Here is a 26,696-nt window from a genome sequence, read left to right on the forward strand (position 1 = left end):
TTGTTAAGCTCTTACCCATTTCAACACCTTCGGGTCTTTGTCATAGCGGTAGGTAAAGCCATCCTTAGTAGTAATGGACTTCCCAAGGCTAGCCTTGCTTCTGATGGTGTAAATGCTAGAGTCTGTTAATGTCTGGATTTCCTTATGAGAAAGACCTACGATCGCGTCTATCTCTGGCGATATTTTTGGTTGACTTTGGGATTCATTATTGGGTAAAACATCTATTGTGATTTCAGCATTATCGGGAAGATTTGTAACAACTTCTTTTGCTTTTTGAAGTCGATAATCCTGTACGCGAAGAAGTTGCCAACTTGAATCTTGTGATAGTTCTAAAACCCATTGATGATAATTAAACAAACTTTCTCTATGCCCAACACTGATAAAAGTTGTTTTTGTCTCTTGTAGCTGTTGATATAAATTTCCTTCATTACTCAAATCTAAAGCACTTGTTGCTTCATCTAATATAGTAAAGCTAGGACGAGTAACTAATAGTCGTGCGAATGCAAGACGTTGTTGTTCTCCCAACGAGAGTATACTCTCCCAAGGAACTTCTGTGTCAAAACCATCGACGCGGGTAAGCAAGTTTTGCAAGTTAACTTGTTGCAAAATTTCTTCGAGTTCTTGATCGCTCATTTTACGAGTTGTATTAGGATATATTAACTGTTCTCGCAAAGTTCCCAAAATTATGTAAGGGCGTTGGGGCAAAAACAACACTTCTTTTAGGGGAGGTCGCACCAGACGACCAGTCCCTGCGTTCCACAAACCAGCGATCGCTCTCAATAGAGAACTTTTACCTCGACCACTTGGCCCAACAATCAATAAACCTTCTCCAGGTTGAACAGAAAGTGATAAGTCTTCGACGATTACCTGTTCATAATTCGGTGTTTGTAAGGTGACATTCTCGAAAGCTAGACGGTTTTCTTCGATTGCTTTAATAGTACTTACATTCTCTGGTTCTTTGGTAACAAATTCTAACGCATCTGAAAACTCACCCAAACGCTCAACGTAACTCGAAAATCGTCCAGAAGTTCCAAATTCATTGATTAATTCTGCCAAAGCATTAGCAAACAGATTGCAAGCTAAACTGGCTTGGCCAACTTGTCCAAAATCAATCTCACCTCTAATCTGTAAAGGCCCGAGTACTATAAATGGAAATATTTGGATAACAGCCTGATATCCTCTGCTAAAAATATCCTTATTTCTCTCCCAATTAATTTTGCGTTCAGCACTTTTTAGAAGATTACTAAATCTTCGTTGAATTATATTTAATTCTTGGTTTTCTCCCTGAAAAAAAGCTATCGATTCAGCATGATTCCGAACATGAGTTAGGGCATAACTGTAGTCGGCCTTAAATTCGAGTTCCTCTTGAGTAATTTTATTCAATTCTTGAGTCAAGTAAACAGCAATCACATTGCCTACGATCGTATAAGCAACTAGACAAATTGCAACAAATTGGGAAATTGACCAGAGAATTACCAAAAAAGTCGCCATTTCCAGCACTTTTTCTAGGAAAGTAGCTGAAAAACTGACAGCATTTCGCGTAATAGGTTCGATTTCTTGGGATAAACGTTGATCTGGGTTATCAATATCAGATTTAAAATTTATTTTATAATAAGCACGATTGCTAAAATATTTTGCTAAAACCTGATTATTTAGCCAGTTGTACCAATCAAGAGCGATCTGTTTTCTGATAAATTTAGAAAATCCTACTAAGAGCGTTACGCAAACAAGGGCAGCGCCATAAACCCATAACGTATTAAAAAATTTAGTAAAATCTTTATCTTCAATAATGATATCTAGCAAATAGCGACTTACGAAGCTATTAAAGGCAGTTACACCTACGAGTGCGAGGATTAATAATATCAGGAGAAAAAGCATTCCCCATGCACGAATCACGTCTGAAAATGCTCTACCCCATGCCTCTGTGGGATACCAGTAAGGCGCTGCGATCGCTTTGATATCCTCCCAAAATTGAGTAAAAGCCGAAGGAGTCTTTGTTATGGTTTTATTATGAACAGTTTTGGATTGCATGTTGTAAAAATCAGTTAAGGCTCTTGAGGCTGACTGAATAACTTTGGTATTTTACTATATTGACTACATCCTTTGTTTTGCAATTATTTGAGATTTTTTACAGTAATTTGCAAACAAAGCCTATATGCTTTAGCTATGAGATGTAGATTGCAGATATTTTTTTGCATCCTACGAGAGCAGCGAGCTACTACACGACAAGATGGATTATTTAAAGACCCCATTTTTCCATAACTCCAATACCTCCTTGGCTGTAAAATAGCGTTCTTGCTCAACAGAAAGAGATTTAATCACTGAGCGCATTTTTTCATATTGCTTCCTTGGTTGAGGATTTTGCAGTTGCTTTTCAAATAGATATTGGAAATTACTGACTCCACTCCATTTGCCAAAGAGAACCTCTATGGTGTTGTAAGGGAAAACAGCATAGCTTTGAGGATCGCAAAACAAAGAATTGACATGGATACCTGATTCGTGGCGTTGAGCAGTTTGAGAGTAAGGTGCGGCTGGACGAACTCCCAATTGCTCAATGTAATCAGTCACAGCGGCCAGAGCATCATAGTTAATCCCCTTGACTTCAATTCCAAAACGGACTCGCAACCCATTTAACACCTGCTCAATGGCAACATTTCCAGCTCGTTCCCCAATCCCGCAAAATGTACCCGATACGAAAGTCGCTCCGGCGATGACGGACTGGAGAGTATTTTCGAGAGCCAAGCCCATGTCATTGTGGTAGTGTACCCCGAAAGCAACCCCTGTTGTCCGTTGGAGCAGGTCGTTAATCCAGACATAGCTCTTTTCTGGACTGAGGACTCCGACTGTATCACAGAGCATAAAATGTTCAGTATAAGGGGCAAAGGAGCGGATACATTGCACTAAAAAGTCAAAATCGGCTCTTGAGGCATCCTCGGCTGCAAAGTCTACAGTGAGTCCAGCAACCGTAGTGGCATAGCGCAAATTTTCGACAATTAAATCAATGGCGTTTTGGCGAATTCTATCGATTACTTTTGCTGGGATATCGTCATCAATAGTTTTTCCTTTAAACTCGTTCAACAGACGAATCTGAGGATCTCTTAGAAACAGCAGTCGATCAGAAAGTCCGTAAAAAAGGATGATGCGCTTAACTCCGTACATTTTGGCTTGATCAATGTGCTGCTTTCCCATTAAGGTACAAGCAGTAATCAGACTATCTAATCCCTCTGATACTAATGATTTGACTAGTTCTTCTTCTTGCTCACAAACACAGGGCATGATGGCTAGTCCATCAACTTCCGTTTGGGCAATTAAATGGGCGAGTTTTTGTTTAGTTGGGTAAGAGAAGAAAATGCCCGCTTGTTGTTCTCCATCTCGCAGGGTTTCATCAGAAATTTTGATAGGAAGTGTTTCCATTAGACCTCTTGCAAAATTATTTTATCGTGGGAGAAATAAGGATTCAGAATACTCTACTCTGCTCCATCTCCCATCAAGGCTTGTAATTGTGTAGCTAATAGTTTGACATTGGGTTCATAAAGCATTTGACCGTGGTTTCCAGGTACAGAAATCACCTTGACAGGCTTTTGAGTATAAGCCTGCCATCCCCAATCAGGTAAATCGTAATCAGAAAAAGCTTGGAGTTCTTGCACAACAATCTCCTTAACTTCTTGAGCGCGGAATAAAACAATGGGTGCAGAAATTGGATGAGTAGGCTGATAATTTGCGTAATTGAGCGTTAGCACTTTCATCACTTTTAGATTGGTTTTGAGTAAGGAAATAGTTGAGTGTTCTGGGAGGATATTATATCGGTACAAATATTCTGCGGCCAGATTCCACCTGCCTTGGTCATCGCTTTGAGCGGCTAAATCATCGTATTCGAGTCCTAAAGAAACTCCCTTTAAAGCTTCAATCCGTTGAATCGATTGCCAAATCCAATCAATATCTGTTCTATTAGTTAAATACTCAGGCTTAGAAACTAGTCCAGCGTCCAAGATAGCTAGTAAATCCACCGTTTCACCTTGCTGTTCGAGTTGGGAAGCTATTTCAAAAGCAACGGCACAACCTGAAGAGTATCCTACTAATATGTATGGACTCTTGGCTTGTTGTTGACGCAATATAGAAATCAGTTGACTCGCATGATCTGCTACTGATTCAGGGAGTGGGTTAGAGCCGTCTCGCCCTGGAGTTTCCAATCCATACACGGGGCGTTTAGTTCCTAAATTGATTGCCAAATCTCGAAAATAGAAGCCGTGTCCGTTTGCGCCAGGAAGAAAAAATAGAGGGTTTGCATCTCCTTGAGGTTGGAGTGAAAGTAAATCGGGATTGGACTGTTGAACCTCAGTATTACAAAGTTGTTCCGCTAGTTGAGCAATGGTAGGATTCTGAAATAAACTACTTAAAGAAAGTTGTTGCTCAAATATCTGTTGAATATTATTGAGCAGTTTGATTGCTAATAAAGAATGTCCGCCCAAACCGAAAAAGTTATCATGAATCCCAATATCTTGACGTTCGAGTACAGCAGACCAAACTTGCGCCAATTGTTCTTCGACTTCGTTGCGTACAGGTTCATATAAGCCCTCAATTACACCATTTTGAGCAGGTAAAGCTTTCCGATCAATTTTGCCATTGGGAGTTAAAGGTAACTCATCCAATACGATGATTTGAGCAGGTATCATGTAATCGGGCAGACGGGATTTGAGGTAATTCTTCAATTGGGTAGACAAATCATTGGTGATTCCCGTTAGATAGGCAATTAAACTCTGATTGCTCTCAGTTTTATATAAGGTGACAATTGCTTCTTTAACTGATGGATGTTGCAACAAAATCGATTCAATCTCACCGAGTTCAATCCGAAAACCCCGTAATTTAATCTGATCGTCTATGCGATCGAAATACTCAAGGTTTCCATCAAACCCCCATCTTGCTAAGTCGCCAGTTTTGTAAATTCGCTCAATTTTACCGAATAACTCAATGTTGATAAATTTTTCGGCGGTTAAATCGGGACGGTTGAGATAGCCTCGTGCTAAACCAACTCCAGCGATGCACAATTCTCCAGGTATGCCAGGGGGTAAGGGTTGATTGTGAGCATCCAATATATAGATGCGGATATTAGATAATGGTTGACCAATGGGTGGCTTTTGTCCATTAGGATGACAAAGTGCGATCGCAGCATTAACTGTAGATTCCGTAGGCCCGTAGCAATTAAACAAACGCCGTCCCGTTCCCCACTGTGCCACCAATTCTGCTGGACAAGCTTCGCCACCAACGGTTAGACATTGCAAATCGGGTAAGGTCGCTTGAGGTAAAACAGATAAGGCCGAAGGAGATAAAAAGCTATGGGAAATTTTATGATGAGTTAAGAAGTCAACTAAGATTTGACTGGGTAACAAAGTTTCTTTCCTAGCAAGATACAAGCAAGCACCAGTGACGAAGGTAGTAGCAATTTCAGCAACAGATAGATCAAAACTAAAAGAACCAAACTGAAGCAAACGGCTGTGGTGTTGAACTTGAAAAGTTTCAGCCCAGGCCAAGCTGAGATTGACAATTGCGCGGTGTTCAATCATCACTCCTTTGGGTCGTCCCGTCGAACCAGAGGTATAAATCACATAAGCCAAATCATTAGGCGTACTTTGGGGACTAGGATTTTCTTTTAATCTTTCGGCAAAAGTTTCCTCATCCAAACAAATTACCTGACAGGGGTTTTTGAGGTTAGCTAGGGGTAATTGGTCTAATAGGAAACTTTGGGTCAGCAACACCGATGTCCCAGAATCTTCTAACATGAACCCAATCCGCTCTTGAGGATAATTGGGATCAATGGGCACATAAGCACCACCTGCTTTCAGGATACCGAGTAAACCAATAATCATTTCTAAAGATCGTTCAACACAGATACCAATTAAAGTGTCTGGCTTAATTTGGTGATTTTGAATTAGATAATGAGCGAGTTGATTCGCTTTTTGATTAAGTTGCTGATAAGTTAGGCTTTGGGATTCAAACACCAAAGCAAGATGATTAGGGTTTTTAGCAACTTGTTGTTCAAATATCTCAACTAGAGTTTTATCGTGGGGATAGTCACTTTGAGTTCGATTCCAGCGTTGTAGTTGCAGAAGTTCGGGCGCTGTCATCAAAGGCAGAGTATTGATAGGTTGCCCAGAGTTATCGACAATTCCCTTCAGCAAAACTTCAAACTGTTCCGCCATCCTTTGGATAGTACTTTTCTCAAAGAGATCGGTAGCGTATTCCCAAGTTAAATTTAATTGGTTATCAGATTGTATGACCAGAAGTGCTAGGTCAAACTTAGCAAACGGATAAGTTAATGGAAGCCATTCAATCTCTAGTCCTGGCAAACTTAGATCGGGACTTTCATTATTTTCCAGTGCTAACATCACCTGGAATAAGGGGTTATGACTCATACTGCGTTCTGGTTGCAACTGTTCTACCAGATACTCAAAGGGAATGTCTTGATGAGAGTATGCATCTAAACAAGTTTGGCGAGTTTGTTGCAGGAACTCAATAAAGCTTTGTTCCGGCTTGATTTGGTTACGCAATATCAAGGTATTGACAAAAAAGCCAATTAACCCTTCTGTATAGCTATGGGTGCGGTTAGCGATCGGAGAACCAATACATAAGTCGTCTTGACGACTGTAACGAGAAAGCAGAACACTGAAAGCCGCCAACAAAGTCATAAACAAACTTGCCCCTTGCTGTTGACTTAAAGTTTTAATGGCAAGAGTTAAGTCAGGCGGTAAGGAGTAGGTTGAGCGATCGCCTCGGTAGCTTTGCAATGCTGGACGGGGATAATCGGTAGGTAATTCCAGTAATGGGGGAGCATCGCTGAGTTGATTTTTCCAGTAGTTGATCTGGGTTTCTAATACTTCGCCTTGTAACCAATTTCGTTGCCAGTTTGCGTAGTCGCTGTATTGAATAGGCAATGGTGCAAGGTTTGGGGTCTGATCTTGGGCAAAGGCGGTATAAACTTGTCGTAACTCACGGACAAATACCCCCATCGACCAGCCGTCACTAATAATGTGGTGCATATTGATGAGCAGCACGTATTTTTGCTCCTTCAGTTGCAGCAGTTTTGCTTTAAACAAAGGAGCAGTATTTAAGTCAAACGGTTCTTGAACATGAGTATCGATAAAACGCCGAACGGTTGGGGACTGGGGATATTCATCAAGGTTTCGCCAGTTTTGTATCGTTAAAACTTCGATGTCATCTAAATTTTGGATCGCAATTTGAGGTTGTCCCGCCACTGTAGGAAAATACATCCTCAGACTGGCATGACGGTTAAGCAGATAAGCCAAACTAGAATGCAAAGCATCAATATTGAGGTTTCCATCCAGTTGTAAAGCCATCGGCATATTGTAACTAGCTGATGGGCCTTGGAGTTGCGCTAAAAGCCAGAGGCGTTGTTGAGCAAAGGAAAGAGGTTTAGGGGCATCATCTGGTAAGGTCGGAATTTCTTCTGCCATGACAGATATGGCTCTAGCAGAATTTAAGAATGCTAATATATCTGCTTTGTTGGTTTGAATTTCCTGCTTTAGTTCAGTTGTTAAGGCATTTTTGGTTGTACGAAGCCGTAACTTATCATCTTCAGCCCAAATTCGGCATCCTATGTTTTGCAAACGAAGCATTAAAGAAACTACTTGCTCATTTTTTTTCATAATTTAGTTGGACACAATCAAAGTTGACTGTCGATACGAGGAAGGAACTTTGAAGAGTAAACAGTAAGTGTCTGAGAGTTTTTACAATCAATAAAGGGAGATTTAGTCCAATGGTGTTATGGGTGTCAGTTGTTCCCGCAATTGCGTAAACTTGCCCATCAATATATTCGGGTTTGATGTTGCTTTTTTCTTCTATTTGCAGATATGCTTCGAGAGTGAGACAAATGGAATCAGATAAGGCAATCATAGGTTAAGTTAAAGATAAATTTTACTTGAGGACGTGTTTTAAACCGTAGTACTTTAAAATTCGATTTCCTCTTCGTTTGAGTTGAGAGGCTGTATACTTTCATCATTGGAATTAACCCAAATACAGGTGTCAAGATAATTCGCTAATTCACTGATGATAGGGAATTCAAATACCTTCCGTAGGGGCATTTCCACCTTGAATTTATCACGGATACGGGCAATCAGTTGGGTTGCTAATAATGAATGTCCCCCTAAGTTGAAGAAGTTATCATGTCGGGCAATCGCTTCATATTTAAGCAGCTTCGCCCACAATTCGACAAGCAATTTTTCTGTCGAGGTTAAAGGCAATTCAATGTCTGTTGATGAAACAATTGCATTTAATGCAGGTAAAGCTTTACGGTCTACTTTTCCATTTGGTGTTAGTGGCAGTTTTTCTAAGACAGTGAAATGGCTAGGAATCATATAATCGGGGAGAGTTTTGCCCAGAAAATCTCGCCATTCATCTAATAAGGCTGGATCAACTTGATTGGTGCGATATTGCAACGGTTGATTTGCATAATGTTGCCAGGGTTTCAGCCGCAAATTTTTACCCTGAGCAAATCTTGGCAATATTGCTTGTCCGGGGATATTCTTTTGAAAAACAACATCGTAATCGGAAAAACCTGTGGGGTTATATTGGATGAAAAGGGTATAGGGCAAATCTCGCGCTAAAGTTCGGAAGGCTTCCGGTTCTATCCCTAATTTGGCTTGGGTAACTGCCGCTTTTAAGTCTGTAACAGTACCATCTAATTGAGCAATTTGTTTTAACAGCGCTATTTCGGAACTTAAACGCGCATTCGGAATATTCTTAATGCCTAGTAAATCTGGTTCTTGAGTTGTTAAAATTTTCTCGATTGTTTGCAGATTCAGTTGCTCAGTTTGCCAATCTAACCACTCTGGTTCAGCGACGGAATTATCTATCTGATCCAAGTATAAAACAACGTCATAACGAAAACGGCTCATTTCCGTTTGAGCATAACCCTGTTTCAATTGGATTTGTACATGACTAATCCGAGGAAATCTTTGTTTTAGGACAATAAAGAAATCAGGATCAATTAGTAATTCGCCTTCGGTGTCAATGCTTTTTTTAATCTGTTGACGCAAGTCCTTAATTGACAACTCATCGGGAGCATTATAAAACTCGACTGCTGTGTGAAAAGCCTCTAGTAAATGGAGATTTCGCACATCCCCAATAAAGATCGCTCCTTGAGTTGTCACAGTTTTAACAGCCCCTTCCAATACTTGTAAAAAGTAATCCAGAGAGGGAAAATACTGGATAACAGAATTTATAATTACCAAGTCGTAAGCATTTGTCTCAATACCATCAAACTGGTTGGCTGCACTAGTTTTTAAAGTAACTCTGTCGTTGAGAGACTGCTGTTTTAGATATTGCTCAATATACTGTAATGCTTCAGATGAAAAATCTGTACCTAGATAATGCTGACAATGGGGCGCAATTTTAAACAATAACATCCCTGTCCCGCAACCGATTTCCCAGATTCGTTTGGGTTTAAGTTCTAGAATTTGGGCAACTGTTGTATCTCGCCATTCCTGCATTGCCACTTGGGGAATTGCTTCTCCTGTATAGCTATCATTCCAACCGGCTAGATTGAGAGTTGGGTCATCGGTTGAGGCTTGTTCTTGAGAGTAGCTATTATTAAAAACTTGTTCCCACAATTCTACTTGTTCACCTTGGCTTGTGTGTTCATCTGTCGCTGTGGGGACGATATAAGCTACCAGACGTTGATCGAGATCAGTTTCTTCCCGAACAATGACAACCGCTTCCTGAATTTTTGGATGTTTGACTAAAGTTGCTTCAATTTCACCTAATTCAATGCGGAAACCACGAAGTTTGACTTGGTGATCAATGCGACCCAAGTATTGTAAATTGCCGTCAGGTAGCCAACGAGCTAAATCGCCAGTTTTATAAATCCGCTCAGTTTGGTTGAACAGTTTGAGATCAATGAATTTTTCAGTACTGAGATCGGGACGATTCAAATAGCCCTGTGCTAAACCCGCACCTGCAATGCAGAGTTCCCCTGGTATTCCTGGGGGAAGAGGTTGGTTGTAGCTATCTAGAATATAGATGCGGGTATTAGCGATCGCTTTACCGATAGTTGGTTCATGCTGGGCATTTTTGGCAACTTTCGTAAAAGTCGAGTAAGTTGTGTCTTCAGAAGGGCCATAGAGGTTATAAACCCCCGTTACTGATGTGGTTTGATATAAAGCCTGTACCAGACGATTTTTTAATGGTTCGCCAGCTAAGTTGATGATTTGAACACTTGCCGGAATAGCATTCATATTGAGCAGTTCCGCAGCAGCACTCGGCACAGTATTAATCAAGGTCATCGGCAAAATACTGTTGCGTGCTTGCTCAATGTAGAGTGCATTTTCTACCACAATCACACTACCACCTTGAGTCAGTGGGACAAAAATTTCAAAAATGGAGAGATCGAAACAAATTGAGGTTGATGCTAAGACACCTGCAAGCTGTTCTGCACTGTAGACTGAATGCGCCCATTTTACCAAAGCTATCGGGCTATATTGTGCAATGGCAACACCTTTAGGTCGCCCTGTGGAACCAGAAGTATAAATCACATAAGCCAAATCATCAGGGCTACTTTGCGAGTTGGGGTTGTCCGTTGGCTGATCAGCCCATGTTTCTTTTTCCAGAAACACTACTTGACAGGGATTTTTTAGTTTTTCTAGGGGAAGTTGCTTTTGAATAAGCTTTGTTGTTAGTAATGCTTCTGTATTACTATCTTCGAGGATTAAATGAATGCGATCACGGGGATAACTCGGATCAATCGGCACATAAGCCCCACCTGCTTTGAGGATACCAAATATACCGATGAGCATTGAGAGCGATCGCTCGACGCAAATAGCTATCAATGGATTATCAGGTAATTGTTGTTCTCTTTTGAGTTCCAACAAATAATGCGCTAGCTGATTGGCTTTTTGGTTAAGTTCTTGATAACTAAGGCTGCAATCTTCAAACACTACCGCAATGTTATCGGGCGTTTTTGCTACCTGTTGTTCAAACAGAGTCGTCAGCGTCTGGTCTTGAGAATAATCGATATTGGTTTGATTCCAGGTTCGCAGTTGTTGGATTTCTGCTGTTGTCATCAGAGGCAGGTTGCTGATAGGCTGTTGGGGATTTTTTGCGATCGCTTCGAGCAAGACTTCAAAATGTCCCGCCATGCGTTGAATCGTTTCTGCTTCAAATAAATCTGTGGCATATTCCCACATACAATGCAGTTGGTCGCCCCTTTCGCAAAAATCCAGTGTTAGGTCAAACTTGGCAAACGGTAAACTTTGCTCCAAGTATTGAATATCAAGCCCTGGTAAACTAACATTTTTCCCTGCTTCTTGAGTATTTTGCAATACCATCATCACTTGGAATAAGGGATTATGGCTCAGACTGCGTTCTGGTTGTAACTGTTCTACCAAATACTCAAAGGGAATATCTTGATGAGAGTATGCATCTAAGCAAGTTTGGCGGGTTTGTTGGAGTAACTCACTAAATCCTATCTCTGGCTTAACCTTGCTCCGTAATACTAAGGTATTAACAAAAAAGCCGATTAATCCTTCTGTGTAGCTATGGGTGCGGTTAGCGATCGCAGAACCAATACATAAATCTTCTTGACGACTGTAACGAGATAGTAAGATACTAAAAGCCGTTAACAGGGTCATAAACAAACTAACTCCCTGTTGTTGACTAATAGCTTTAAGTCTCTGAGTCAGTTCATTGCTCAAACGATATTCTTCACGCCCACCTTGGTAACTTTGTTGCGCTGGACGGGGATGATCGGTAGGCAAATCCAGCAATCGAGGAGCATCGCCTAGTTGTTGTTTCCAGTAATTTTCCTGATTTTCTAAAATCTCCCCTTGTAACCAACTGCGCTGCCAAGCTGCATAATCACTATACTGAATCGGCAACGGTGACAAATTCGGAGCATATCCCGCAGCAAAAGCAGAATAAGCCTGTTCCCATTCGCGCTTAAACACTCCCATTGACCAGCCATCACTAATAATGTGGTGCATATTAATGAGCAGCACATTTTTCTGTTCGCTAAGTTGCAGCAGTTTTGCTTTGAACAAAGGGCCAGTATTTAAGTCAAAGGGTTCTTGGGCATGAGTATCGGCTAACCGTTGTATGGTTTCTGCTTGAGTTTGGGGATCAAGTTCTCGGAAGTCTGCAATCGCCAGCACTTCTATATCCTCTGGATTTTGTCCAACTACTTGCGCCTCTCCCTCCAGTGCAGGAAAGTAGGTACGTAGAATGGCATGGCGTTCGAGGAGATAATCAAAACTTGCACGCAACCCTTCTATATTCAACTTGCCGTCAAGTTGCAGGGCTGTTGACATATTGTAGGTAGCCGAGGTTCCAGTGCCTTCAAGTTGGGCTAAAAACCAGAGTCTTGATTGAGCAAAGGACAGAGTTTTGGGAGTATTTTCAGGTTGTGGTGTGATGGGTGGTAGCGCGATCGCGCCAGCGGCTTTGTCAATTTCTGTTGCCAACTCAGACAAAACACTCTGCTCAAATACCTTGCGGACAGGCATTTCTACTCTAAAAATGTCACGAATGCGGGCAACTAATTGGGTTGCTAACAGGGAATGTCCCCCCAATTCAAAGAAGTTATCTTGGCGACCAACAGACTTAGCTTTCAGGAGAGTTTGCCATAAGCTAGCCAGCAGTTCTTCAGTTGGTGTAACTGGCATTTCAAAGTTAGTGGAAGTGGCTGTATCTGGTGTTGGTAATGCTCTACGATCTAGCTTACCGTTAGAGGTAAGGGGCAACTGATCCAATACCATAATCTGGCTAGGAACCATATAATTCGGGAGGCGAATTTTCAGGTAATCTTTGAGTTTACCCCCTAAATTGACGGATTTTTCTGCCGCCGTGAGATATGCTACTAACCTGGGATTATTATCAGTTTCAGATAAAATAACAACCGCTTCTTTCACTAAAGTGTGTTGCAATAATAGCGATTCAATTTCCCCAAGTTCAATCCTAAAGCCCCGTAATTTAACTTGAGCATCAATGCGGCCCAGATACTCAAGGTTGCCATCAAAACCCCATCTTGCCAAGTCGCCAGTTTTGTAAATTCGCTCAGTTTTGCCAAATAATTCCACTTCAATAAATTTTTCGGCGGTTAAATCGGGACGGTTGAGATAGCCTCGTGCCAAACCTACTCCCGCAATGCACAATTCTCCAGTTATTCCTGGGGGTAATGGTTGATGGTGAGCATCTAAAATATAGATACGGATATTAGATAACGGTTGCCCAATGGAGGGTTTTTTCCCATTCAGTTCGCAACTAGATATACTGGCGATAACCGTCGATTCCGTTGGCCCATAGCAGTTGAAAAAACGTCGTTTTGTTCCCCACTGTGCCACCAATTCTGCTGCACAAGCTTCACCACCAACGATTACGGCTTGCAAATCAGGTAATGAGGCTTGAGGTAATACAGATAAGGCGGAAGGAGGTAACGTGAAATGGGAAATTTTGCGATCGCGCAACAAGTCCACCAAGGTTTGACTAGGTAACAAAGTTTCTTTCTTCGCTAAATACAAACAAGCACCTGTGGACAGAGCCGTGGCAATTTCACCAATAGATAAATCGAAACTAAAAGACCCAAACTGAAGCCAACGACTGTGGTTTTTAACTTCAAAAGTTTCAGCCCAAGCTAAAGCTAGATTGACAATTGCACGATGCTCAATCATTACCCCTTTGGGTCGTCCCGTTGAACCAGAGGTATAAATTATATAAGCTAAATTATCAGGTTTACTTTGAGGATTGGGATTATCTGTTAACGCCGAATTAAAAGTTTCCCGATCTAAACAAATGATCTGGTGTTTCAGTTTATTTAGGGGTAATTGCTCTTTGAGGTGACTTTGGGTTAGCAACACCGATGTCCCAGAGTCTTCTAACATGAACTCAATCCGGTCTTTGGGATAATTGGGGTCAATTGGCACATAAGCAGCACCCGCTTTCAGGATACCGAGTACACCAATAATCATTTCTAAAGACCGTTCAACGCAGATACCAATTAAAGTGTCTGGCTTAATTTGGTGATTTTGAATTAAATAATGAGCTACTTGGTTGGCTTTTTGATTAAATTGTTGGTAAGTTAAGCTTTGGGATTCAAACACCAAAGCAAGATTATCAGGGTTTTTGGCAACTTGAGTTTCAAACAATTCAACCAAAGTTTGATTGAGGGGATAAACTACTTGAGTTTGATTCCAAATTTGCAGTTGCTGACGTTCGTCCTCTGTAATCAACGGTAGAGTATAGATGCGTTGTTGCGGATTATCGACAATTCCTTGAAGTAAAACTGCAAAATGTCCCGCCATCCTTTGGATAGTTTTGGCTGCAAACAAATCGGTGGCATATTCCCATTCTCCTGTTAACCCTTGGGGCGTTTCTCGAAAAATCAGCGACAAATCAAACAGAGTTGTGGTGTTTTCCCATGTGAAACGGGTAAGGGTTAATCCATTGGTTTCTAGTTGCTGCTGAGTTTCATTTTGCAAGCTAAAAGCCACTTGAAATAGGGGATGATGAGAAAGCGATCGCTCTAATCCCAATTCATCGACTAGTTTCTCAAAGGGTAAATCTTGATGGTCATAAGCATCGAGGGTTACTTGTTTCACTCGTTCAAGTAATTCTAAGAAAGTTGAATTTCCTTGCAGATTGGTACGTAATGCTAGGGTATTGACAAAAAAGCCAATCAATGATTCTGTTTCACGACGATTGCGATTAGCGATCGCAGAACCAACTACAATATCCTCCTGTCCACTGTAGCGCGAAAGTAACAGGGTAAATGCCGTCAGTAAGGTCATAAACAGAGTAGTTCCTGACTCCTGACTCAAACGCTTCAACTTCTGTGTTAAATCCTGATTGAGTTTCCCAAACTCGCTACGCCCTCTAAAACTTTGAACTGATGGGCGGGTTCTATCTGTGGGCAATTCTAGCAGAGGCGGAACTTCAGCTAATTGTTTTTGCCAGTAATTGAGTTGAGTTTCGAGTCCTTTTCCCTGTAGCCATTGTCTTTGCCAGTGGGCGAAATCGGCATATTGCAGCGGTAATTCAGTTAAGGGAGAAAGTTCTCCGGCGCAAAATGCGGTATAAAAGCTGAACAATTCACGGCGGAATATATCCATCGACCAGCCATCACAAACGATATGATGGATGACGAGCAACAATAGATGGGATTGGTCAGTCAGTTGCAACAACTTTACCCGCAGCAAAGGTGGGTTTGATAAGTCAAAGGGCTGTTGCAATTCTTCTGTCGCTAATTGCTGCGCTTTGCTTAACTGATTTTCTTCAGTCAATTGTCGCCAGTCTACTACTTGCATTGTCAGTTGAGGATGAGCGTGGATTATCTGTATCGGTGACTCATCGACAAATGAGAAAGTGGTACGTAGCACTTCATGACGTTGAACAATTGCTGTTATGGCTTGTTCTAAGGCACTTCTATTCAGAAATCCGTTAATCTCCCAGAAAAACGGGACATTGTAGACACAATTTTCGCCTTCTAGTTGGTCGAGAAACCAGAGTCTTTGTTGGGCAAAGGAGAGGGGAAGTGGTTGCTCTCTCGATACGGGTGTTAGGGGCGGAGTTAGCCTGCCATTATTTTGTGGAGATTGCTGTTGCTTTTTCAGTTTTTGTAGAACTAATTCTCGCTTTTCTGGTGAAAGGGCTTCTAGACGTTTTAGTATATCGCTCATAATAATTGTTGTTGAAAATTAGTTTTTTTTAATCGAACCATAGAGACACAGAGAGATAAAAAGTACAAGATTTTATTAATTTGTAGTTAATTCTCTATAAAAAGACTTTGCATCCCTTTGCGCTTACTTTGCGTTTAAAAATACTCATAAAAGCAATTGTTGCGTCACTTCTGCCTCTGATAACTGATCAACTTCCCCTAAAATCTGTGATAGAGCATCATTTTCTGCTTGTTCAATTTGTTGATCAATCACTTTTTGGGCGAGTTCAGTAATGGTCGGATTTTCAAACAGATAACGCAGAGGAAAATCTAGACAAAAAGCTTCTCTTAAACGAGAAATCACTTGGGTAGCCAATAAAGAATGTCCTCCTAACTCGAAAAAGTTATCATGAATTCCAACCTGTTTTAATTTGAGAACTTCAGCCCAAATTGTGGCTAATTCTTGTTCGGTAGGTGTGCGAGGAGCAACAAAATCAACCTCTAGATTTCTTTGGAAAGCATCTAGAGTAGGCAAAACACGGCGATTGATTTTACCATTAGGTGTTAAGGGGAATGCCTCCAGAAATATGAAAGCACCGGGAATCATGTAATCAGGCAGCTTTGTCTTGAGGAAGTTTCGCAGAGTGCTAGGAGTTGGTGGATTATCTTTGGCAACAAGATAGGCAACTAAGAATTTGTTTCCTGGGGTGTCTTCCCGTGCAATGACCACGACTTGATTTATATCAGGGTGTTGATTTAAAACTGCCTCAATTTCTGCTAATTCAATGCGGAAACCACGAATTTTCACCTGTGTATCAATTCGACCCAGAAATTCCAGATTCCCATCAGGGAGACGGCGGATTAAATCTCCGGTTTTGTAAAGTGTATCGCCCTCAAAAAAAGGATTAGGAATAAATTTTTCACTAGTTAATGTTGGTTGATTTAAGTAACCTCTAGCAACACTCGCCCCACCCACATAAAGTTCCCCAGGAATGCCAATCGGAACTCTGTGTAAATCTTTATCTAGTAGGTAAACTTTTCTGTCGCCGATGGGTTTTCCAATGGGAATTGACTGTACATTTTCAGCAAGTTGTTTGGGAATCGCGTAACAACAAGTAACTACGGTACATTCTGAAGGGCCATAACCATGAATTAATTGCGTTCCCGGCAATAATTTTAAGGCGCGACGAATATGAGGTACAGAAACGGATTCTCCCCCAGTCAACAGTTGTTTAACTCCTGACAAACCTTCCGGCATAGTGTCAATCATGAGATTGAATAGGGCTGTAGTCAGAAACAGGGTGTTAACCTTTTGCTCTTGGATGATGCGGCTCAAGTCTTCAGGTGTGGGAATTTTGCCTGGGTAAAGTACACAACACCCACCATAAAGCAAGGGCGGCCAAAGTTCTAGGGTTAGTGCATCCCAAGAAATCGATGAATGTTGCAGCCAAATCTGCTTTGCATCAAGGTGAATATAATCAACCCCAAACATAAAACCAATAATGTTACGATGAGCAACTTCTGTGCCCTTTGGTGTTCCCGTCGAGCCAGAGGTATAAATAATATAAGCTAAGTTTTCTGGATTAACATCACTGAGCAAATTGTCTTCTCTGTGTTGAGCAATTATTTCCCAATCTGAGTCAAGATTCACTACAGTTTGATTATGGATTGGGAGCCGAGCGCACAAATGATTCTGCGTTAGTAAAATTGGTGTCTGTACATCTTCCACCATGAATGCTAGTCTTTCTGAAGGATAAGCTGAATCTAGCGGAACATAAGCCCCACCCGCTTTGAGAATAGCGAGTATTCCTACCACCATTAAAAGCGATCGCTCGACACAAATTCCCACCCGTATTTCGGGTTTAACTCCCAACGCTTGTAAATAATGAGCTAATTGATTGGCGCTGTTATTTAATTCCCGATAAGTTAGGTGTTGCTTTTCATATACAAGTGCTACTGCATCGGGGCTTTTTTCTACCTGTTCTTCAAATAAACTATGAATACATTTATAATGAATAGAATCTATGTTTTGACTATTCTCTTGTAGAATTAATTCTGCCTCTTCGGCTGCACTGAGCAGAGATAATTGGGAAATATGTTGTTGTAGATTGGTTGCCATTCCTGCTAGCAATGTTTGGAAATGTCCAATCATGCGGACAATTGTCTCTTGCTCAAAACGACTGGTATCATAGACAATCCTTCCAGACAATTGTGATTCAGGATTAACCACCACCGTTAGCGGGTAATTCGTGCGTTCAAAACAACGAAGATGACTAATTTCTAAAGTTTTTTTGGTATCCTGTTGATCAGAATCTAGCGGATAATTCTCAAACACTAAAAGGCTCTCGAACAAAGGCATTCCTGGGGGAACATCACTCAATTGCTGAATTTCTGCCAGGGAATAATAAGCATACTGTTCCTGTTCAAATGCTTGGCTTTGTAAATGCTTGAGCCAGGGTAATAATTCCGCTTTTCCTGTAACTTGTACTCGTCTGGGCAGGGTGTTTATCAGTAGCCCCACCATCGAATCCACTCCCACAAGCGTCGGTGGACGACCGGATACAGTTGCACCAAATACCACATCGCTTTCTCCACTGTTTATAGTGAGCGAAGTCGAACTATAGCGGGAAAGTAGCAATGCCCATGCTCCTTGCACCAAATTATTCAGAGTTAAATGGTGCTGTCGAGCCGCATATTGCAATTTCTCAGTTAGCGTTTGAGATAATTGAAAAGTTTGCTCATCGTATATTCCCTGTTCCCTGTTGCCTATAAAAGGGGTATAAAGTTCTAAACCCTGGAGGGTTTTTTGCCAGAAGTTCTTTGCTTGAGCAATATCCTGTTGCTGTAACCAATTAATATATTCTCGATAGGGGCGAGAGGGTACTAAGCGTAAATGTTCGCCTCGCTGATGTGCTTCATAGAAAGCTAAAACTTCTTTGAGGATAATCTGCATCGACCAACCATCAAAGAGAATATGATGATGACTCCAAATAAATTGGTAAGTATATTCCTCTAGCTGGATGACGGTGAAGCGCATTAGAGGAGCTTCAGCTAGATCAAACCCTTTTTGGCGATCGCCTGACAAAAAATCCCCTAGATGCTGTTGTTGTTCATCGGGAGTTAAATTCCGCCAGTCCAGTTTCTCCCACGGCAAATTCACTTGCTTACTCACCATTTGCAAGGGTTTTTCTATCTCTTCCCAATAAAAGGAACTGCGTAAAACTGGGTGTCGCGCCACAACTTGCTGCCAAGCTTGTACAAACCCAGGAAAATTTAATTCTCCTTGGAGAATGCAAAGCAACTGCTCAAAATAAACTTCTGATTCTGGCGCATAAAGGGTATGAAACAGCATCCCCTGCTGCATGGGCGAAAGTTCATAAAGATCATCGATATTGTTCATGAGAATAGGGAGTGGGGAGTGGGGATTGGGGATTGGGGATTGGGAACAAATGACTACTTGGTTTTGTCTTTATTGATTTTGGCGATGAATTTATCAAGCTGTTTTTGGCTCAATCTGGCTGCTGAGAAGTCTGAAGGTGTATGACCGATCGCATCAGGGGATTGACAGTGGGCAATGAGCGATCGCAACGCCTCCATGAACCCAAAGGCCAAACCCTCAATGGTGTCTCGTTTATGAACTTTCTCGCTATAAGCCCAAGTCATTTCCAGCCTTCCTGCACGAATGAATCCGCTTACTCCTAACAGGTGGCTGCGCTTATTAAGTAAACTCTGTTCAGCTTTGAATTCTTGAGCCAAACCCAACACAGCAGATGCCCTAAGCACCTGATCTAACTGACCAAGGTAGTTAAAACTTACTTCCGCTTGCGGGAAACTTTGTAGCTTCCTGCGTATACTGTCATCCGGCTGCAAATATCGCAACACGCCATAGCCTATCCCTCGGTTGGGGATGCGCCGCAGTTGTTCTTTAACTAACTTTAAAACCTCTCCTGGATGGTCAACTTCTTCTAGCTGTAAATGAACGGGGAATAAGGTGGTAAACCAGCCCACGGTGCGCGACAAATCCACATCCTCAAACAAGTCTTCCCGTCCATGTCCCTCTAAATCAACCAGTAGAGAACGTTCTCCCGTCCATTGGGCAAAGCTTTGCACTAAGGCAGTCAACAGCACATCATTAATTTGAGTGTTGTAGGCAGAGGGTACATCCTGCAAGAGGGCGCGGGTATGTTCTTCAGTTAAAGAAAGTGACACAGAATCGGTTGAGGCTATGGTGTTATTTTCTTTAGCTGAAGGGTTGTACTGAGCGTTCGCATAGCGTCTCGCAGAGAAGTCTAAGTAATAGTCTACGGGCAAGGCGGTAACTTTCAAACTAGACTCACTAAGCCAGTAATTCAACTCATCTGATGATTGCGCGTATCCTCTTAGGCGATCGCTCCAATACTGAAACGAAGTTGTCTTAGGTGGTAGTTTAATAGCTTCGCCACGACTGATTTGCTGATAACCAGTAGCCAAGTCTTCGAGCAAAATTCGCCACGAAATGCCATCTACTGCTAAGTGATGGATGATGAATAGTAACCGACCAGGTTGATCCTGGCCTAATTGAAACAGTGCTACTCGTGCGATTGGCCCGGTGGATAGGTTTAGACTAGCCTGGAGTTCAGCATCCGCAGCTTTTATCGCTGTTTGTTGTTCTTCTGCCGACAGGTGCGACAAATCGATGAGGCTAAATGGCACAGATTCCTGGGCGGTGGCGTTAAACTGCTGCCAGTTTTCCCCTTTTTGCACAAACCGCGATTCTCCCTTCGCGTAGCGGATCGTAGAGAAGGGGAGACGGGCAAAGCCCGATCGCAAAGCATCGTGATGCACTAACAATTGTTGCACAACTTGCTGTAATAACTCTGGTTGCAAGTCTGGCGGCACTTCCAGCAGGACTGACTGGTTAAAGTAATTAGGTTCGGGCAATTTCTGTTCAAAAAACCACTGCTGGATGGGTGTCAGCGCCACAGAGCCAGTCACTAACCCTTGTTCGGCTGTAACTTGGCGAGTGATACCTGCCACGGCAGCTAACTCAGCAATGGTTTGGTACTGAAATAGCTGTTTAGGGGCAATTTGGATACCCGCCTGATTGGCTCTTGAAATTACCTGAATGCTGAGAATGGAGTCGCCGCCCAATTCAAAGAAGTTATCGTGGATGCCGACTTGTTTTAGTCTTAAGATTTCCGACCAGATCGCCGCTAATCTCGCTTCCGTAGGGGTCTGGGGCGCAACAAAATTATCTTCTGTGGGGGAGAGGTCGGGGGCTGGTAGGGCGCGGTAATCTACCTTCTGGTTCGGAGTCATCGGCAGCGCTTTCAGCAGCGCGATCGCCGAGGGAACCATATAATTAGGCAACTTCTGTTTCAGGAAATGGCGCAGTTCATTGGTGGTAGGTTGCGGCTCCTGTGGTACAACATAAGCCACTAGGCGTTTTTGTCCGGGAATATCTTCACGAGCAATGACGACAGCTTGAAACACCTGTGGGTGTTGTCTCAGCACCGTCTCGATTTCTCCCAACTCAATGCGGAAGCCCCGAATCTTCACCTGATCGTCAACCCGACCGAGATATTCTAGCTTGCCATTTGCGCGAAATCGTGCTAAGTCTCCTGTTTTGTAGAAGCGATCGGAATCTGAGGATTGGTCTTCTTTTGCTCCCCTGCTCCCCTGCTCCCCTGCTCCCCTGCTTCTTTGGAAGGGATTGGAGATAAATTTTTCGTTGGTTAACTCTGGACGTTGCCAATACCCTCTGGCTAATCCGGCTCCGCCAATGTGCAGTTCTCCGGGAACTCCTATAGGGACAGGTTGCAGATATTGATCCAGGACATAAACCTGAGCATTGCTGATCGGTTGTCCGATCGCAACAGAGGTGGCTGTTGGAGTTAAGCGATCTAAGGTGGTTATAACTGTTGCTTCCGTTGGCCCGTAACTATTAAGTAATTGGGGTGGATGCCAGAGGTGAGCAACACTACTGTGCCAGCACTTCACTTTTTCCAGTTGAGCTTCTTCTCCGCCAATAATCACCATTCTTAAACTTTCAGGAATTCGGGAGTCTTCAGGGGTAAGTTCTGCTACTAACTGATGCCAATAGGCTGTGGGAAGATCCAAAACAGTTAACTGCCATTCTTGGCAACACCGCCAAAATTCATGGCTGGAGTGCAACATCTGTTCGGTTCGCAACACTAATGTTGCACCGACTGAAAGACAAGGTAAGATTTCTTCAACAGATGCATCAAAGCAAATTGATGCAAATTGCAGAATGCGATCGCCTGCATTAATTCCATATTCGTGGACTGCGGTGATGACAAAATTCATCAGCGATCGATGTTCAATCATCACCCCTTTGGGTTTGCCTGTGGAACCAGAGGTGTAAATAATGTAGGCGAGGTTATGGGGTTGAACTTCGCTAATTGGGTTGGCTGTACTGTGTTGAGCAATTTGTAACTTCGCTCTATCTAAACAGATCGTTTTTCCGGCATAATCTGGTAATTTGTCACGAAATCTTTCTTGAGTCAGCAGAATGCTCAGTTGCGTATCTTCGAGAATATCAGCCAGCCGCTCTTTGGGATAGGCAGGGTCAAGGGGAATGTATGCACCTCCCGCTTTGAGAATGCCGAGTAAGCCGACAATCATCTCTAGAGAACGGTCAACGCAGATACCAACTAGGGTTTCTGGTTTTACTCCTAAACTTTGCAGATAGTGGGCTAATTGATTGGCGCGATCGCTCAATTCACGATAGGTTAAGTATTGATTTTCTTGTTGAATAGCTATAGTGTCGGGCGATCGCTCCACCTGAGCCGCAAATAACTTGTGGATAGACTCTTTAGCGGGATAGTCCCTGTGAGTCTGATTCCACTCCACCAGTAATTGCTGCTGAGTCTGCGTTAACAGTGGTAATTCCGAAACTCGCTGTTCTGGATTAGCTACAATCCCCTCTAGTAAAGTTTGATACTGCTCTACCATCTGCTGGATTGTGGCAGCGTCGAATAAGTCAGTATTGTATTCCCAAATAACAGTAATTCCCTTTTCTGCGCCATGTTGCGGAATCAGAACGACATCAAGATCAAACTTTGTTGATTGGTTACTGAGGGCTAAATTCGGTCTGATCTTCAAGCCTGGGAGAGTTAAATCTGGTTGGGGAGAATCATGGAAGCTGAACATTACTTGAAACAGGGGATTATAGCTCAAGTTCCGTATTGGCTTGAGAACTTCCACAACTTTATCGAAGGGTAAATCTTCGTTAGCAAAGGCTTCTAAACTTACTTGGCGGACTCGACCCAGTAACTCTCGAAACGTGGGATTACCAGACAAATCGGTGCGTAAAACCAGGTTATTGACGATCATGCCAATTAATTGTTCTGTCTCGCGCATCCGCCGATTGGCAACAGCTGTCCCCACACAGAGATCGTCCTGTCCGGTGTATCGGTGCAAGATTACTAAAAAAGTTGCCAGCGTCGTCATGAATAAGGTGATTCCCTCTTGACGGCTCAGAACTCTCAAGGATTCACACAAGCTAATGGGCAACTCTACCCTGACTTGAGCGCCATTGTAAGTTTGTTCTGCTGGTCGCGGGCGGTCAGATGGTAATTCCAACAGGGGCGGACTGCCGGATAACTGTTGTTGCCAATAGGCTAATTGAGCTTCGGCTTCCTGGCTTTTAACCCACTCTCGCTGCCAATGGGCATAGTCTCCAAACTGGAGGGTTAATTCCGGTAGTGGGGTTCGCGTAGCGTCTGTCTGCGACACGCTGCGCGAACGCAGAGAAGGATTACCCAAACAGAAGGCTTGATAAAGTTTCACAAACTCATTCAAGAACACATTGTTGAAAGACCAGCCATCATGAACCATGTGATGTTCGATGTGGATCAAAATATGGTCTTGGTCGCTCAACCTCAACAATAACCACCTGACTAATGGCAGTTGATTTAAGTAGAAGGGCTTTTGCACTTCTGCATCAAATAGGAGCTGAATTTCTGCTTCTTGCTCAGACTCAGGAAATGTCTGGAGGTCTATCACTGTTAAGCTGATTGCTTCGGCTGGGTGGACTACCTGAAATAAGCGTCCATCTACTGCCGGAAAAGTCGTGCGGAAGATTTCATGCCGTCGGACAATCTCACTGAGGCACTGCTCTAATGCTTCTACATCAAGTTTGCCGGTGAATCGCAGAGTTACCTGAGCTTGGTAAGCAGTACTTTCAGGAGCTACTTCTTGGATGAAATATACTCGCTCTTGAGCAAAGGAAGCAGGCAAGTATCCTGACCGTGAAATTGGTTGCATAGTAGGACGTTGCAACTGCTGCTTCAGGTGGCTGTGCTGTTCAATCAACCCAGCTAGACCCGCTATGGTAGGTTTGGCAAAGATATGGTGAAAGAATAACTCAACTTGGAAACCTTCGCGGATGCGGGAAAGAATCTGAGCTGCTATTAGGGAATGACCGCCCAAATTGAAAAAATTGTCATCGATTCCTATTTGCTCAAGTCCCAGTAACTCAGTCCAGATGCTTGCTAGTGTTGCTTCAGTGGAGTTACGAGGTGTGATAAAGGTTTCTTCGAGATTCGGACGTGAGCGATCGCAAGCTGGAAGATTTTGACGATCAACTTTACCATTGGGAGTAAGGGGCAAGGAGTCGAGAATCACAAAGACTGCTGGCACCATGTAGTTAGGCAGTTTTTCTTGAAGAAAGCGCTTAAGGGTAGTGGCGCTCACATCAAGTTTTTGCTTAGGGACAATGTAGGCGACAAGACGCTTATCACCAGGGATATCTTCACGTGCGATTACCACTGCCTGCTGTACATCCGAATGTTGACTCAAAAGCGCCTCAATTTCTCCTAATTCAATACGGAAGCCGCGAATCTTCACCTGATGATCGATTCGCCCCAAAAACTCAATGTTGCCATCTGGTAAGAAACGGGCTAAGTCACCAGTCTTGTATAATCTACTTCCTTCTGCTTTTGCAAAGGGATTGGGGATAAATTTTTCCTTGGTTAACTCTGGGCGGTTTAGGTAGCCTCTGGCCAAGCCGTCGCCACCAATATACAATTCGCCAGGAGTACCAATTGGAAATGGTTGCTGATGGTTGTCGAGGATATAAACTTGTGTATTAGCGATCGCTCGACCAATCGTCAGTTGAGTGTCACCAAAGGTATATTCTGCCACAGTAGCGCAGACAGTTGATTCCGTTGGCCCGTAAGCATTAAAAAAGCGCCGCCCTTTTGACCATTCAGCTATCAGTTTCGGATTACAAGCTTCTCCACCAACAATTAAGGTTTGCAAGTTTGGCAATTCTTCTTTTGGCAACGCTGCTAGTGCTGTGGGTGGTAGCGTTACCTGAGTTATTGATTGCTCACGCAAAAATTGCATTAAATCTGTTCCTGGGCGCAAGGAATCTTGAGTTCCAATATAAAGGCTAGCTCCTGAACACAGAGTCATGAAAATTTCCCAAACTGAGGCATCAAAGCTGAAAGAAGCAAACTGAAGAACACGGCTCTTGTGGTGTATTTCAAACAGCTTTATTTGTGCCTGGATTAGATTACACAAGCCTTGATGCTGAATCAGCACACCTTTGGGTGTTCCCGTTGACCCTGATGTATAAATTACATAAGCCAGATTGTCTGGTGCAACCCTACTACTGGAATTCTGGTTGCTCTGTCGGTTTAAAGATTCCCAGTTAGTATCTAGACAAACCAACTTCGCCCCGCTTACAGTCAACTCTTCAAAGAATTTTTCTTGAGTTAACACCACCTGGACTTGTGAATCTGAGAGCATGAAGCTTAGACGCTCTTTAGGATACGTTGGATCTAGTGGTACATAAGCTCCACCGGCCTTGAGGATGCCCAACATTCCTGCAATCATTTCTAGGGAACGCTCAACGCAAATCCCTACCAACATCTCTGGTTTTACACCCAAACTTTGTAGATAATGTGCTATTTTGTTGGCTTGGTAGTTCAAGTCTTGATAAGTTAGTTGTTGCTCTTTGAAGACAACAGCGATATTGTCTGGAGTTTTTTCTACTTGTGCTTCAAATAATTGATGTATAGATAAATGCTTAGGATAATCTATCTTTGTATCATTCCACTCAAATAATATTTTGTGTAGCTCTTGCTCAGTTAAAACAGAAGAATTATCAATAGATTGAGTAGAGTTAAGTACAGTTTCTTTCATAAATTTAGTATATATAATTGCGATAGTTCACTAGTAATACATTTAAGATTTGGTTTGATTTTTGTTAATTTTTGCTATAAATTTATCAAGTTGTTTTTGATTTATTCTGGCAGCATAAAAATCAGAAGGTGTATAGCCTTGGGAATCTTTTGACTGACAATGAGTAATTAGGGTTCTTAATGCTTCCATCAATCCAAAAGCTAACTGTTCAATAGATAGATTACGTAAGCCAGATTATGGGGTTGTACTACATCAACTAAATATGAGCTAAATATTGCAGAATGCAAATTGAGATTTTTCGCAAGTGCATCAAATTTACCTTTTGAAACATCTACTTTATGGGAATTATTTTAATGATGGACTTTGAGGGTTTAATCAATGCGATCGGACTCATAGTCCATTTTTTGTTTGACATAAATTAAGCGCGATCGCGCTTAATTTAGTACCATTTTGCCTGGAATTTAAACGAATGTAATAGTGAAATTATTCTTCGACAATTTCAATTGTTTTTGGCGGTTTAACCTCTTCAGTATCAGTAATAGCTTCTGGGCTAAGGTGATTTTTCAGTTTGAGTTTTAGCTCCTCTGAAATGGGTAAATCTTTAATTTCTTTCAGGAGGAATCTCACAGATTCGGTTTTACTGCGTTCTGTATAGACGGCCTTAAGAACAGCTTCAATTCCATATCCCGCGACAGTATCACCTAAAACCGTTATTAGACCAAGTATTCCTATACCTCCGACGATGCCAAAGGGCCCTCCCAACGCTGTGATGGCAGCTGCAACAGCGGCAGAACTACCCCCTGATGTGACTGTTAGAATCACGAGAATGACGCCGGGAAGACCCAGACCAGCAAGCTTTTTAACGATTTCGTCCATTGGAATTACCTAA

Annotated in this window: 8 protein-coding genes; all 8 read right to left on the reverse strand. The window is 42.4% G+C overall.

What is annotated here, in order from left to right:
* Positions 1-3: 3 nt before the first annotated feature.
* The 8 genes from V7K30_RS26830 to V7K30_RS26865 all read right to left on the reverse strand — a co-directional run bounded on the left by V7K30_RS26830 (position 4) and on the right by V7K30_RS26865 (position 26,683).
* Positions 4-2,031: an ABC transporter ATP-binding protein/permease gene (locus V7K30_RS26830; RefSeq protein ID WP_335004535.1), complete on the reverse strand. Its 2,028-nt coding sequence runs from the start codon at positions 2,029-2,031 to the stop codon at positions 4-6.
* 204 nt (positions 2,032-2,235) lie between these two features.
* Positions 2,236-3,414 (reverse strand): 2-isopropylmalate synthase, encoded by a 1,179-nt coding sequence (locus V7K30_RS26835; RefSeq protein ID WP_335004537.1) that lies wholly within the window; start codon positions 3,412-3,414, stop codon positions 2,236-2,238.
* A 53-nt stretch (positions 3,415-3,467) separates the two neighbouring features.
* On the reverse strand, positions 3,468-7,661 hold the full coding sequence (locus V7K30_RS26840; protein ID WP_335004539.1) for a non-ribosomal peptide synthetase: 4,194 nt from the start codon (positions 7,659-7,661) through the stop codon (positions 3,468-3,470).
* The gene (locus V7K30_RS26845) at positions 7,648-7,908 is read right to left on the reverse strand and encodes a hypothetical protein (protein ID WP_335004541.1); all 261 of its coding nucleotides are present in this window, start codon (positions 7,906-7,908) and stop codon (positions 7,648-7,650) included. Before V7K30_RS26845 ends, V7K30_RS26840 begins: the two co-directional genes overlap by 14 nt.
* Before the next feature lie 53 nt (positions 7,909-7,961).
* Positions 7,962-15,677, reverse strand: coding sequence for an amino acid adenylation domain-containing protein (locus tag V7K30_RS26850; protein WP_335004543.1), 7,716 nt, complete (start codon positions 15,675-15,677; stop codon positions 7,962-7,964).
* A gap of 144 nt (positions 15,678-15,821) precedes the next feature.
* A complete protein-coding gene (locus V7K30_RS26855) occupies positions 15,822-19,055 on the reverse strand; it encodes a non-ribosomal peptide synthetase (RefSeq protein ID WP_335004545.1) in 3,234 nt (1,077 codons plus the stop codon).
* Between the two features lie 53 nt (positions 19,056-19,108).
* Positions 19,109-25,807, reverse strand: coding sequence for an amino acid adenylation domain-containing protein (locus V7K30_RS26860; protein WP_335004547.1), 6,699 nt, complete (start codon positions 25,805-25,807; stop codon positions 19,109-19,111).
* A gap of 483 nt (positions 25,808-26,290) precedes the next feature.
* A complete protein-coding gene (locus tag V7K30_RS26865; protein WP_335004549.1) occupies positions 26,291-26,683 on the reverse strand; it encodes a hypothetical protein in 393 nt (130 codons plus the stop codon).
* Between the last annotated feature and the right edge of the window lie 13 nt (positions 26,684-26,696).

Source organism: Nostoc sp. (assembly GCF_036917655.1).
In the GTDB taxonomy this organism is placed as follows: domain Bacteria; phylum Cyanobacteriota; class Cyanobacteriia; order Cyanobacteriales; family Nostocaceae; genus Nostoc.